Raw genomic sequence first — 12,901 nt, forward strand, 5'->3', positions numbered from 1 at the left:
CTTAGCGGTAAGGCGCGTCGAGTTCCAGATTCTTGGCGATCTGCCGTTCCCAGCGGTCGCCGTTATCGAGCAGGCGTTGCTTGTCGTAGAGCAGCTCTTCGCGCGTCTCGACGGCGAACTCCGAGTTCGGGCCTTCAACGATGGCGTCCACCGGGCAGGCCTCCTGGCACAGGCCGCAGTAGATGCATTTGACCATGTCGATGTCATAGCGGGTCGTGCGGCGGCTGCCGTCGGCGCGCGGCTCGGCCTCGATGGTGATGGCCTGGGCGGGGCAGATGGCTTCGCACAGCTTGCAGGCGATGCAGCGTTCCTCGCCGTTCGCATAGCGACGCAGCGCGTGCTCGCCGCGGAAGCGCGGCGACTGCGGATTGCGCTCGAACGGATAGTTCACCGTCATCTTGGGACGGGCCATATATTTCAGCGACAGACCGATGGCGCCGATGACGTCCAGCATCATCGCGCCCTTGGTCGCCTGGACGATACGGGTGAACATCAGGGCTTATCCTTGGGGGCGGGCGTCGTCTTGGAGGTAGCCTGGCTGGCGCGCCAGTCCTGTTCGATGCGGTCCTGGCGTTGCTGCCATTGATAGCTCGACTCGGGCATGCGCGACGCGTCGGGCGCGCAGGCTGCGGTCATCGTCACAAGACCGAGGCCGATGATGAGGCCGCGCATCACGACCCCACCACGAAGACGCGCCAGGCCGATACGATCACGACCGCGACCAGCGATGTCGGCAGGAAGATTTTCCAGCCCAGACGCATCAGCTGGTCATAGCGATAGCGCGGCACGAAGGCCTTCACCATCGAGATCATGATGAACCAGAAGACCGTCTTGGCCATGAAGGTCAGCAGATAGATCGTATAGGCGATCCAGGCCGGCAGCCCATCCATCCAGGCCTGCGGCACGCCGGGATTCCAGCCGCCGAAGAACAGCAGGCTGATCATCGCTGACATGAAGACGATGTTGACGTACTCGCCCATCATGAACAGCAGATACGGCGTCGAGCTGTATTCGACCTGATAACCGGCGACCAGTTCGGACTCGGCCTCGGGCAGGTCGAACGGCGGGCGGTTGGTCTCGGCCAGGGCCGAGATGAAGAAGATGATCGACATCGGGAACAGGATCACGACCAGCGGCCAGGTGTCAGCGCCGCCGCCGAAGCCGTACCAGTTCCAGAACATGCCCTTCTGGCTGTCGACGATCGCCGACAGGTTCATGGTGCCGGCCAGCAGGATCACATTGATGATGATCAGGCCCAGCGAGACTTCATAGGACACCATCTGCGCCGCGGAACGCAGCGAACCCAGGAACGGATACTTCGAGTTCGAAGCCCAGCCGCCCATGATGATGCCGTAAACGCCCAGCGACGACACGGCGAAGATATACAGGATGCCGACGTTCAGGTCCGACACGACCCAACCGGGCGCGAACGGAATGACCGCCCAGGCCATGAAGGCCAGGATCACGGTGATGATCGGGGCGATGATGAAGACCGCCTTGTCGGCGCCGGCCGGAATCACGACCTCCTTCAGCACGAACTTGATCATGTCGGCGAAGGATTGAAGCAGACCAAAGGGGCCGACGACGTTCGGACCCTTGCGCATCTGCACGCCGGCCCAGACCTTGCGGTCGGCGAGCAGCAGGAAGGCGACGGCGATCAGCACGCCGACCGTGATCAGCAGGACCTGGCCGACCGTGATCAGCGTCCAGCCCAGAGGCGTGGCCCAGAAGGAAACGGGGTCCATGGCTTACTCCGCCGCCATTGCGACCGGCTGGGTCCGCAGGGCGGACAGCTCGGCCATCGTCGCGCTGGCGCGCGCTATCGGATTGGAAAGATACGGGTCGGTCACCGCCGACACGAAGGCCCGGTCGTCCAGATCGCCCTTGGCGCCCAGGGCCGCCACGTCGAACGCCGCCGGCGCGGGCAGATAGTCGATCCGGCCGAAGGTCGGATGATCGCCCATCAGCTTGGCGCGCAGTTGCTCCAGCGTGTCATAAGGCAGGGTCTTGTCGACGCGCGCCGACAGGGCGCGGATGATGGCCCAGTCTTCCTTGGCTTCGCCCTTGGGGAAGACGACGCGTTCGGCCATCTGCACCCGGCCCTCGGTGTTGACGTACAGGCCGGCCTTCTCGGTATAGGCCGCACCCGGCAGGATCACGTCCGCGCCGTGCGCGCCGCGGTCGCCATGGCTGCCCAGATAGACGCGGAAGGCGTTCGAACCGGTCGGATTGACCTCGTCGGCGCCCAACAGGAACAGAACGTCCAGCGCATCCGGCTTCAGCATTTCCGCGACGGTCAGGCCACCGTCAGCCGGCACGAAGCCCATGTCCAGACCGGCGACGCGCGACGCCGCGTGATGCAGGACGTTGAAGCCGTTCCAGCCGTCAGCGACCACGCCGACCTTCTTGGCCAGGGCGCCGAGTGCGTTCAGGACGGCCGGACCGCCCTCCCCGCCCAGCGCGCCGGAGCCGACGATGATCGCCGGACGCTCGGCCTTGGTCAGGAAGTCCAGCGCCGACTTCGGCAGCTTGGCCAGGGTCTGCGTACCTGCGCCCAGATAGGCGTAGTCGAACGTCAGGTCAGCCTGTTCGCCGATCAGACCGATCTCCATGTCGCCCTTCAGCCAGGCCTTGCGAAGGCGGGCGTTCAGCAGCGGCGCCTCGGTGCGCGGGTTAGCGCCGACGATCAGAACGGCGTCAGCCTTTTCAATGCCTTCCAGGCCGGAGTTGAAAAGCCATCCCTCGCGCGGGCCGTAGCCCACGGCGGCGCCGTCCTGGCGGCAGTCGGTATTGTTCGAGCCGAGCGCGCGGAACAGATCCAGCGTCGCCTTCATCGACTCGGCGTCCTGCAGATCGCCGGCGATCACGCCGATGCGGTCGGCCGGTGCGGCCTTGAGCTTGGCGGCGACGGCGTCCAGCGCCTCGTTCCACGAGGCGGCGCGCAGCTTGCCATTCTCACGGATCCACGGACGGTCCAGACGACGCGCGGTCAGGCCGTCGACGACGTAGCGGCTCTTGTCCGACAGCCACTCCTCGTTGATGCCCTCATTGACGCGCGGCAGCACGCGCATGACCTCGGACCCTCGGTAGTCGGCGCGGATGTTCGAGCCCAGGGCGTCCATGACGTCGATGGTCTCGGTCTTCTTCAGTTCCCACGGACGATAGTGGTACTGCCACGGACGGTGCGTCAGGGCGCCGACCGGGCACAGGTCGTTGACGTTGCCCGACAGTTCCGAGGCGACCGACTTTTCCAGATAGGTCGTGATCTCGGCGTCCTCGCCGCGCGAGATCATGCCGATATCCGGCACGCCCGCGACTTCGGTGATGAAGCGGACGCAGCGCGTGCACTGAATGCAGCGCGTCATGAAGGTCTTGATGGTTGGACCCATCGCCTTTTCTTCGACCGCGCGCTTGTTCTCCGAATAGCGCGAGCCGTCGCGGCCGTAGCCGACCGACTGGTCCTGCAGGTCGCACTCGCCGCCCTGGTCGCAGATCGGGCAATCCAGCGGGTGGTTGATGAGCAGGAACTCCATCACCCCTTCGCGGGCCTTCTTGACCATCGGCGTGTCGGTGAAGATTTCCTGGCCGTCGGCGGCCGGAAGCGCGCACGAAGCCTGCGGCTTCGGCGGTCCAGGCTTCACCTCGACCAGGCACATGCGGCAGTTGCCGGCGATGGACAGGCGCTCGTGATAGCAGAAGCGCGGAATCTCTTGTCCGGCGCGTTCGGCGACCTGGAGCACGGTCATGCCGGGCTCGAACTCGGTTTCGACGCCGTTGACCTTGGCGATAGGCATCAGCGGGCCTCTTGCTTGGCGGCGGGAGCCGCCATTTGTACATCCACGGACATCCGCTGACCGTCGCGGAACAGGCCCGCACCGTCGGCTTCCGCCCGGCATTCGAATTCCAGCCTGCCGCCATCGACCGGCGCGCGCCACGACACCTGGGCCGTGCGTTCGCCGGTGGCGGTGAAGACGACCGCGTCGCCTTCCTGGCCATACATGCGGTTCACCACATCGCGGCAAGCCGCTTCGAGGTTCGCCGGAGCCGCCGCCGTCGCGACAGGCGCTACTTCAGCGGGAGCGGCCGTCGCGGGCGCGGTCGACGCTTCAGGCGCAGCCTTTTCCCGCTCGCCGCAAGCGGCGAGCATCGGAAGCGTCAGCAACAGGGCGACGGCGAGGCGCATCTCTACTCCGCCGCGATCGCGTGGCCGGCGAAGTTCGCGCGGCGGCTGCGATAGTTGGCGATCCGCTCTTCGATCTCGTGACGGAAGTGACGGATCAGGCCCTGAACCGGCCAGGCGGCCGCGTCGCCCAGGGCGCAGATGGTGTGCCCCTCGACCTGTCCGGCGACGTCCAGCAGCAGGTCGATTTCCGACGGATCGGCCTCGCCCACGGCCATCCGCTCCAGCACGCGCCACATCCAGCCGGTGCCTTCACGGCACGGCGTGCACTGGCCGCAGCTCTCGTGCTTGAAAAAGTAGCTGATGCGGGCGATGGCCTTCACAATATCGGTGGATTCGTCCATCACCGTCACGCCGGCGGTGCCCAGCGAAGAGCGAACCTCGCGCATGGAATCGAAGTCCATCAGGACCGTCTCGGCCTGTTCGCGCGTAATGACCGGGCAGGACGCGCCGCCCGGGATGATGGCCTTCAGATTGCTCCAACCGCCGCGCACGCCGCCGCCGTGATCCTCAATCAGCTGACGCAGCGGGATCGACATGGCCTCTTCGACCACGCAGGGGGTGTTCACGTGGCCCGACAGGGACATCAGCTTGGTGCCGGTGTTGTTCGGACGGCCGAAGCTGGCGAACCAGTCGGCGCCGCGACGCAGGATCGTGCCGACGACGGCGATCGACTCGACGTTGTTCACCGTAGTCGGGCAGCCGTAGAGACCCGCGCCGGCCGGGAACGGCGGCTTCAGACGCGGTTGCCCCTTCTTGCCTTCCAGCGATTCCAGCAGCGCCGTCTCTTCGCCGCAGATGTAGGCGCCCGCGCCGTGGTGGATATAGACGTGGAAGTCCCAGCCGTGGACGTTGCCGTCGCCGATCAGCTTGGCCTCATAGGCCTGCTTGACGGCGGCTTCCATCCGCTCGCGCTCCAGCACGTACTCGCCGCGCAGATAGATGTAGCAGGCATGCGCCTGCATCGCGAAGCTGGCGATCAGCGCGCCTTCGATCAGCAGGTGCGGATCATGACGCATGATCTCGCGGTCCTTGCAGGTCGCGGGCTCGGACTCGTCGGCGTTGATGACCAGGTAGTGAGGACGATCCTTCACTTCCTTGGGCATGAACGACCATTTCAGGCCGGTCGAGAAGCCCGCGCCGCCCCGGCCGCGCAGCCCCGAGGCCTTGACGTTGTTGATGATCCAGTCGCGCCCAAGGTCCAGCATGTCCTTGGTGGCGTTCCAGGCGCCGCGGTTCTTCGCCCCGTCCAGCGTCCAGTCGTGGAAGCCGTACAGGTTGGTGAAGATGCGATCCTTGTCTTCGAGAATGCCGACCATGGCCCTCAGAGTCCTTCCGCCAGACGGCGCTTGTGGTGGCGCGTGCGCATCCAGATGGCCGCGATGACCATCACCCAGCCCGCCGCCAGCATGAAGTAGGAGAGATTGACCGCCCACGGTCCGACTGCGCCCTGACGCGAGATCAGGATCAGAACGGCCGCGCCGACGACCATAGCCAGGCCGCCCGCGCGCAGCGGACGCCCGACGTTGCGCAGTTCCTTGCGGTAGGCTGCGCGGCCCTCCTCGGTGTTCAGATCCGGCGGCGACATCAGGCCGGGGCCTTCTCGACCGGTGCCGGGTCGCTGTTCGGCAGCTTCTTGATCGGCTTGGCGGCGGAGCCGTCATACAGCGTCGCATCGAGCAGGGTCTTGGCCCCCCCCTCCGGCGCCGCATTGGTGCGACCGATGTAGGAGCCCGGCTCGGGCGTCTTGCCGGCGGCGAAGTCGTCGATGATCCGGCCGATCGTCTCGGGCGTCAGGTCCTCGAAATAATAGTCGTTGATCTGGGCCATCGGCGCATTGGAGCAGGCGCCCAGGCACTCGACTTCCTGCCAGGTGAAGCGACCGTCGGCGGACAGATGATCCTTGGGACCGATCTTCTCCTTGCAGAGGCGCATCAGCTCATTGGCGCCGCGCAGCATGCACGGCGTGGTGCCGCACACCTGGATCAGCGCCGTCTTGCCGACCGGCTCCAGCATGAACATGGTGTAGAAGGTCGCGACCTCCAGCACCCGGATGTAGGCCATGTCCAGCAGCTCGGCGATCGCGCGGATAGCGGGTTCGGACACCCAGCCTTCCTGCTTCTGCACCAGCCACAGGATCGGGATCACCGCCGACTGACGGCGGCTTTCGGGATACTTCTTGATCCACCATTCGGCCTTGGCCGTCGTATCGGCCGAGAAGGCGAACGAGGCGGGCTGTTCCTTGGCGAGACGACGAACGCTCATCGGTCCACTTCTCCGAAAACGATGTCGAGCGAGCCCAGGATGGCGGACACGTCGGCCAGCTGGTGGCCACGGTTCATCCAATCCATCGCCTGCAGCGAGCGGAAGCCCGGCGCCGAGATCTTCACGCGATAGGGTTTGTTGGTGCCGTCCGACACCAGATAGATGCCGAACTCGCCCTTGGGCGCCTCGACCGAGGCGTAGACCTCGCCCTCGGGCGTCTTGAAGCCTTCAGTGTAGAGCTTGAAGTGGTGGATCAGCGACTCCATCGAGCGCTTCATCTCGCCACGGCGCGGCGGGACGATCTTGTTGTCCTCGACCATCACCGGCTCGCCGGGGCAGTTGCGCAGCTTGTGGATGCACTGCTCCATGATCCGCACCGACTGCTTCATCTCCTCGATGCGCACCAGATAGCGGTCCCAGCAGTCGCCGTTCTTGCCGACGACCACGTCGAAGTCGAGCTCGGCATAGCACTCATAGGGCTGCGACTTGCGCAGGTCCCAGGCGATGTTCGAGCCCCGCAGCATCACGCCGGTGAAGCCCCATTCCAGGGCCTGCTGTTTGGACACCACGCCGATGTCGACGTTGCGCTGTTTGAAGATGCGGTTTTCGGTGACCAGGCTTTCGATGTCCTTCAGCGCCGGCGGGAACTCGTGGCACCAGCGGCCGATGTCGTCGATCAGGTCCATCGGCAGGTCCTGGTGGACTCCGCCGGGACGGAAGTAGTTGGCGTGCAGACGGGCGCCGCAAGCGCGCTCGTAAAACACCATCAGCTTTTCGCGTTCCTCAAAGCCCCAGAGCGGCGGCGTCAAGGCGCCAACGTCCATGGCCTGGGTCGTCACGTTCAGCATGTGCGACAGGATGCGGCCGATTTCCGAATACAGAACGCGGATCAGCTGCGCCCGGTACGGAACCTCGATGCCCAGCAGCTTCTCGATCGCCAGGCAGAAGGCGTGCTCCTGGTTCATCGGCGAGACGTAGTCCAACCGGTCCAGATACGGCACGTTCTGAAGGTAGGTGCGGGCCTCCATTAGCTTTTCGGTGCCGCGGTGCAGCAGGCCGATGTGCGGATCGACGCGCTCGACGATCTCGCCGTCCAGCTCCAGCACCAGGCGCAGCACGCCGTGCGCGGCCGGGTGTTGCGGACCGAAGTTGATGGTGAACTTGCGGTCTTCCATCTCGCGCGCATGGGCGGTGCGGGTGTCGAGGTCGTCCTCGAACACATCGACGCCTAGCGGCGGCAGGGTGGGGTTTCCGTCAGCCATTACGCCTGGCCTCCCGCCTTCTCGTCGCCGGGCAGAACCGGCGCGGGGTATTCGGCGCCCTCCCAGGGCGACAGGAAATCGAAGGTGCGGAATTCTTGAGTCAGCTTGACCGGCTCATAGACCACGCGGCGCTGTTCCTCGTCGTAGCGGACCTCGACATAGCCCGTCATCGGGAAGTCCTTGCGCAGCGGATGGCCTTCGAAGCCATAGTCCGTCAGCAGGCGACGCATATCCGGGTGGCCAGAGAACAGCATGCCGTACATGTCGTAGGCTTCACGCTCGAACCAGTTGGCGGCCGGATAGGCCGAGATGACCGAGGGCACCGGCTGGGTCTCGTCGGTCGAGACCTTGACCCGCAGGCGCGCGTTCCGCGTCATCGACAGCAGGTGATAGACCACCTCGAACCGCTCCTTGCGATCCGGATAGTCCACGCCGCACAGGTCGAGCAGCTGCTGGAAGCCGAATTGATCGCGCAGGGTCGTCAGCACCTCGACGATCTGCTCGCGCGGCGCGACCAGCGTCAGTTCGCCGAACGCCACCTGAGCCTCGACGCCCAAGGCGCCGACCATCTCGGCGCCCAGCGGCGTCAGCGCGGCTTCGTGTTGCGCTTGAACAGCCAGAGAGGTCATCGGTCGATGGTCCCCGTGCGACGGATCTTCTTCTGCAGTTGCAGCAGGCCGTAAAGCAGCGCCTCGGCCGTCGGCGGGCAGCCGGGCACATAGACGTCCACCGGCACAACGCGGTCGCAACCGCGCACGACGCTGTAGCTATAGTGGTAGTAGCCGCCGCCGTTGGCGCAGCTGCCCATCGACACGACGTAGCGCGGATCGGGCATCTGGTCGTAGACCTTGCGGATGGCCGGGGCCATCTTGTTGGTCAGGGTGCCGGCGACGATCATCAGGTCCGACTGACGCGGGCTGGCGCGCGGCGCCATGCCGAAGCGCTCGACGTCGAAGCGCGGCATCGACATCTGGATCATCTCGACGGCGCAGCAGGCCAGGCCGAAGGTCATCCACATCAGAGACCCCGTGCGGGCCCAGTTGATGACGTCGTCGGCGGCGGCGACCAGATAGCCGCGCTCGCCGAGCTCCATGTTCACGGCCTCGAAGAACTTGTCGTGGACCTTGGGATCATAGCCCTCGACGGTCGAACGCGCGCCGGCGCCGGCCGGAACCAGGGGCGCGCCCGATGCGGACACCAGGCCTGCGGGCTTGGAAGCGGCGACTACTCCCATTCCAGGGCTCCCTTCTTCCATTCGTAGATGAAGCCGATGGTCAGCACGCCCAGGAAGACCATCATCGACCAGAAGGCGAAGACCATGCCGGCGTGCGACAGATCGAACATCGACACCGCCCACGGGAACAGGAAGGCGACTTCCAGGTCGAAGATGATGAACAGGATCGACACCAGATAGAAGCGGATGTCGAACTTCATCCGGGCATCGTCGAAGGCGTTGAAGCCGCACTCATAGGCCGACAGCTTCTCGCTATCGGGGCTTTTCGGCGCCAGCAGCAGCGGCAGCACGATGAAAAGAATGCCGATGAAGGCGGCTACGCCGGCGAAGACCAGGACCGGAAGATATTCGAGAAGGAATGCGTTCATTCGAAGAACCTCGTCCGCCGGGGAGAGGCGGGATTCGGCGCTTCTTAGACCCAAGACCGCCGCCGTTCAAACCCCTGCGACTATTGGATTTTCATTGAGAATGGCTCGCAACTTTGCGCGCCATATGTCGCAGGGCCGACGCTTGCGCGGCGCAGGGCTGCAAAGGCCTATTGGCGGGCCGATCGCGTAACCGAAAGTCATCCGAATGAGCCTAGCCAGCCGCGCCCTGAACGCTGTCGAACGGATCGGCAATCGGCTGCCCGATCCTGTCTTCCTGTTCCTGTGGCTGATCGGCGGTCTGATCGTCCTCAGCATGGTCGGCGCCGGCCTGGGCTGGTCGGCCGTCAATCCGGTCACCGGCGATCAACTGGTCGCAAATAGCCTGCTGTCGGCCGAGAATCTGGAACAGTTGATCATCGGCATGCCGCGCACACTGGCGGACTTTCCGCCCCTCGGCATCGTCATCACCATTATCTATGGCGCTTCGGTCGCCGAACGCACCGGGATGTTCGCGACCGCCATTCGCGGCGCCCTGCTGAACGCCCCGCGTTCCATACTGACACCCGTCGTCGTGATCACCGGCATGGTGTCCCATCACGCGTCGGACGCCTCCTATGTCGTGGTCATCCCGCTGGCGGCCGTCATCTTCGCCGCTGCGGGCCGCCATCCGCTGGCGGGTCTGGCCGCGGGCTTCGCCGCCGTGTCGGGCGGATACGCCGGCAACCTGTTTCCCGGCGCCAGCGACGCCCTGATCCTGGGCATCACCGAGCCGGCCGCCCGCCTGATCGATCCGTCCTATTCCGTGAACATCGCGGGCAACTGGTTCTTCATCGTCGGCGTCGTCTTCGTCTTCACCCCCATCGTCTGGTTTCTGACCGACCGGGTGATCGAGCCGCGCCTCGGCGTCTGGAAGCCGTCAGAGGGGGTCGCCGCCCCGAACGCTTCGGAAAAACAGCCCCTGACCGCCGCCGAAAGGCGCGGCCTGAAGTTCGCCGGTCTGGCGCTTCTGGGAATGATCGCGCTCTGGGCCCTGCTGACCTTCATACCGGGCTCGCCGTTCGTCGATCCCGAGGTGGATCCGGAGCAAAAGTTCAATCCGCTCTACAAGTCCCTGGTCGCCTTCTTCGCCATCACCTTCTTCATCACCGGCGGCGCCTATGGCGCAGGAGCCGGCACGATCCAGTCGCACCGCGACATGGTCACGATGATGCGCGACGGCATCGCCCAGTTGGCGCCCTATATCGTGCTGGCCTTCTTCGCCGCCCATTTCGTAGCGATGTTCAACTGGTCGGGCCTGGGGCCGATCCTGGCGGTCAATGCGGCGGCGGGTCTGAAGACCCTGGCCCTGCCCGCCCCTCTGCTGCTGATCTGCGTGGTCTTTGTCTCGTGCTTCTTTGACTTGTTCATCGGCTCGGCCTCGGCCAAATGGTCGGCCCTGGCACCCATCGTGGTGCCGATGTTTATGCTGCTGGGCATTTCACCGGAGATGACGACCGCCGCCTATCGCATGGGTGATTCCGTCACCAACATCGCCACACCGTTGATGAGCTACTTCCCGCTTATCCTGACCTTCGCCCAGCGCTGGGATCCGCGATTCGGCCTCGGTTCCTTGATGGCGACCATGCTGCCCTACGCCGGGGCCTTCCTGATCGCCGGTTTGGCGATGGTGGCGGCCTGGGTCGCCTTCGACCTGCCGCTGGGGCCGGGGGTCGGCGTCCACTATGAGCCGCCGCCTCCCGCCGTGGCGGCCCATGAGCCTGCCGACGGCGGCGTAGCGGGCCCGCACAGCCCGCCCCAGGCGGCGATGGTGGCACCGTCCACAGCCCCTTCGCGTTGAGCGGCGCGTTTCTCCGAAAAGGTCGCTTGACGCGATGTGTCAGCCCGCCTAAACGACGCCCCTCGCCGGGGCGCATAGCCGCTTTGGCCGGGAAACGCGGGTGTAGCTCAGTTGGTTAGAGTGCCGGCCTGTCACGCCGGAGGTCGCGGGTTCGAGCCCCGTCACTCGCGCCACTCTTTCTAGAAATAGAAGAGTGGCGCACACCGCCTTCCCAAAAAGCTTTCGAAACAGCTCAAAAGTTTCGACCTGATACGCGGGTGTAGCTCAGTTGGTTAGAGTGCCGGCCTGTCACGCCGGAGGTCGCGGGTTCGAGCCCCGTCACTCGCGCCACTTCTTTTCAAGACATCGATAAAAGAAGTGGCGCACTCCCGTTTTCGGAAACGCGCCATTCGAACGCGTCGTGGCCCTGGCCGCCTCAGTGCAGCGGCAGTGCAATATCCGGGTTCACGAAAGCCGCTTCGCCCGTCAGCTCGCCATAGACCATGCAGAGGTCTTCGAAGACGCGGTTCCAGGCGAACTGGCTGACGGCCTTCTCGCGCGCCGCCCGACCGATCGCTTCGATGTCGCGCGTGAACAGGGCCTCGACCGCCTGGGCGTAATCGTCGGCGTCCGCGCTGGCGGCCAGTTGCCCCACGCTTTCGTCGACGGTTTCGGCGACCCCGCCCGCGTTGACCCCGACGACGGGCCGTCCGCAGGCCATGGCCTCCAGCACGATCAGCCCGAACGGCTCCTTGTCATTGGCGTGAACGAAGGCGTCGCAGCTGGCGATGATCTTGGCGACCGCCTTGGGATCGCTTTCATAGGGCATGGAGATGACGCGATCTTCCTCGGGCATCCCCGCCCCAGCGCCGACCAGAACCAGATGATAGGGGGCGCCCAGCTTCTGCACCGCTTCGATCAGCACATCGACGTTCTTTTCCTTGGCCGGACGACCGGCGAAGCACAGCAGGCGCGCGTCGTCGCCTAAACCCAGCTGTTTCAGCAGCCACTGCCGGTCACGACGGTCCGGACGGAAAGTGTCGATCTCCACGCCCAGAGGCCGAATGACGATGTTGTTCACACCCGCCTCTTCCAGGCGCCGTGCGATAAAGCGGCTGGGCGACACCACCCGATCAAACTGTGAAAACAGCTTCGCCCAGCGCTTTTCCACCGGCTTCTTGGCCCATTCGCCGAAATGCAGCGCCGCGAGGCCCGCCGGATCGGAGTGGCAGAAGCCGACGACCGGGCATCCGACTCGCTGACCGGCCTCCAAAGCCCCTTGCCCGGGCGTGTAAGGATCTCCGGCCTCGATAATCGACGGCTTCATAGCCGCAACCCAGGCGCTCCAGCGTTTGACTGAACTGGGCCAGCGATAGCCATCGCCGAACGGCAGCTTGGTCGCCCTCAGTTGCACGATGCCGTCAGCGCGCGCCTTGTGACGCGCGCCGGGCACGATCAGCGAGTGACTGACCCCCGGCCGATTGGCCTCAATCCACGCCTTCTTGGACAGGATATAGCGCTTCACCCCGCCCGAGCGCGGTGCATAAAGCATTGTGGTGTCCACCAAGCGGGGCCGCTCGTCCATCGCCGCCGCCTTCAGAGCCCGCAGCGTATCGGCGACTTCCACATCCAGCCCCGGAATCAGTCGGAGTTCGCTTTCCTGGACGTCGAGGTCTGTCATGCTCATGGAGTGTTCTCGCCTGGTCTGGGCTGTCGAACGCCGGAGGGGTTCGATGGATGCGTCCACGGGACGCGGCCTTTGGACCGTTCGACGCC

14 protein-coding genes and 2 tRNA genes are annotated in these 12,901 nt (G+C 65.1%); 3 read left to right on the forward strand and 13 right to left on the reverse strand.

Translation table 11 applies throughout. The features are described from left to right. Window position 1: 1 nt before the first annotated feature. The 12 genes from nuoI to QRN13_RS08590 all read right to left on the reverse strand — a co-directional run bounded on the left by nuoI (window position 2) and on the right by QRN13_RS08590 (window position 9,309). Entirely contained in the window at window positions 2–493 is a 492-nt protein-coding gene (nuoI, locus tag QRN13_RS08535) for an NADH-quinone oxidoreductase subunit NuoI (protein WP_017503987.1), read from the reverse strand. Next, window positions 493–672 (reverse strand): hypothetical protein, encoded by a 180-nt coding sequence (locus QRN13_RS08540; protein WP_284877581.1) that lies wholly within the window; start codon window positions 670–672, stop codon window positions 493–495. Before QRN13_RS08540 ends, nuoI begins: the two co-directional genes overlap by 1 nt. Beyond that, the gene (gene nuoH / locus QRN13_RS08545) at window positions 672–1,745 is read right to left on the reverse strand and encodes an NADH-quinone oxidoreductase subunit NuoH (protein WP_039247406.1); all 1,074 of its coding nucleotides are present in this window, start codon (window positions 1,743–1,745) and stop codon (window positions 672–674) included. Before nuoH ends, QRN13_RS08540 begins: the two co-directional genes overlap by 1 nt. A 3-nt stretch (window positions 1,746–1,748) precedes the next feature. Then, window positions 1,749–3,794: an NADH-quinone oxidoreductase subunit NuoG gene (gene nuoG, locus QRN13_RS08550; RefSeq protein ID WP_284877582.1), complete on the reverse strand. Its 2,046-nt coding sequence runs from the start codon at window positions 3,792–3,794 to the stop codon at window positions 1,749–1,751. Further along, window positions 3,794–4,183: a hypothetical protein gene (locus QRN13_RS08555; RefSeq protein WP_284877583.1), complete on the reverse strand. Its 390-nt coding sequence runs from the start codon at window positions 4,181–4,183 to the stop codon at window positions 3,794–3,796. The genes nuoG and QRN13_RS08555 overlap by 1 nt, the downstream gene beginning before the upstream one ends. 2 nt (window positions 4,184–4,185) lie before the next feature. Beyond that, window positions 4,186–5,499 (reverse strand): NADH-quinone oxidoreductase subunit NuoF, encoded by a 1,314-nt coding sequence (gene nuoF / locus QRN13_RS08560; protein WP_039247403.1) that lies wholly within the window; start codon window positions 5,497–5,499, stop codon window positions 4,186–4,188. Window positions 5,500–5,504: 5 nt separating this feature from the next. Continuing rightward, window positions 5,505–5,768: a hypothetical protein gene (locus QRN13_RS08565; protein WP_017503994.1), complete on the reverse strand. Its 264-nt coding sequence runs from the start codon at window positions 5,766–5,768 to the stop codon at window positions 5,505–5,507. Then, window positions 5,768–6,445, reverse strand: a complete 678-nt coding sequence (nuoE, locus tag QRN13_RS08570) for an NADH-quinone oxidoreductase subunit NuoE (RefSeq protein WP_284877584.1) — start codon at window positions 6,443–6,445, stop codon at window positions 5,768–5,770. The genes QRN13_RS08565 and nuoE overlap by 1 nt, the downstream gene beginning before the upstream one ends. Further along, window positions 6,442–7,620 carry an NADH-quinone oxidoreductase subunit D gene (locus tag QRN13_RS08575; RefSeq protein WP_088582886.1) on the reverse strand — a complete coding sequence of 393 codons (1,179 nt, stop codon included), beginning with the start codon at window positions 7,618–7,620 and terminating at the stop codon, window positions 6,442–6,444. Before QRN13_RS08575 ends, nuoE begins: the two co-directional genes overlap by 4 nt. 86 nt (window positions 7,621–7,706) lie before the next feature. Then, entirely contained in the window at window positions 7,707–8,336 is a 630-nt protein-coding gene (locus QRN13_RS08580) for an NADH-quinone oxidoreductase subunit C (RefSeq protein ID WP_284877585.1), read from the reverse strand. Continuing rightward, window positions 8,333–8,962 (reverse strand): NuoB/complex I 20 kDa subunit family protein, encoded by a 630-nt coding sequence (locus QRN13_RS08585; protein WP_087119131.1) that lies wholly within the window; start codon window positions 8,960–8,962, stop codon window positions 8,333–8,335. Before QRN13_RS08585 ends, QRN13_RS08580 begins: the two co-directional genes overlap by 4 nt. Further along, window positions 8,932–9,309 carry an NADH-quinone oxidoreductase subunit A gene (locus tag QRN13_RS08590; RefSeq protein WP_017503999.1) on the reverse strand — a complete coding sequence of 126 codons (378 nt, stop codon included), beginning with the start codon at window positions 9,307–9,309 and terminating at the stop codon, window positions 8,932–8,934. The genes QRN13_RS08585 and QRN13_RS08590 overlap by 31 nt, the downstream gene beginning before the upstream one ends. A 205-nt stretch (window positions 9,310–9,514) precedes the next feature. Between QRN13_RS08590 and QRN13_RS08595 the strand changes: the two genes are divergently transcribed. The 3 genes from QRN13_RS08595 to QRN13_RS08605 all read left to right on the forward strand — a co-directional run bounded on the left by QRN13_RS08595 (window position 9,515) and on the right by QRN13_RS08605 (window position 11,476). Next, entirely contained in the window at window positions 9,515–11,146 is a 1,632-nt protein-coding gene (locus QRN13_RS08595) for an AbgT family transporter (RefSeq protein ID WP_284877586.1), read from the forward strand. Window positions 11,147–11,242: 96 nt separating this feature from the next. Then, a tRNA-Asp gene (locus QRN13_RS08600) sits at window positions 11,243–11,319 on the forward strand. 80 nt (window positions 11,320–11,399) lie between these two features. Next, window positions 11,400–11,476 (forward strand) — tRNA-Asp (locus tag QRN13_RS08605). Window positions 11,477–11,561: 85 nt separating this feature from the next. Here the strand turns inward: QRN13_RS08605 and QRN13_RS08610 are convergent. Further along, the gene (locus QRN13_RS08610; RefSeq protein ID WP_082465006.1) at window positions 11,562–12,812 is read right to left on the reverse strand and encodes a glycosyltransferase; all 1,251 of its coding nucleotides are present in this window, start codon (window positions 12,810–12,812) and stop codon (window positions 11,562–11,564) included. Window positions 12,813–12,901: the final 89 nt, after the last annotated feature.

It is taken from the genome of Brevundimonas sp. MEB006b, assembly GCF_030209705.1.
Lineage (GTDB): Bacteria > Pseudomonadota > Alphaproteobacteria > Caulobacterales > Caulobacteraceae > Brevundimonas.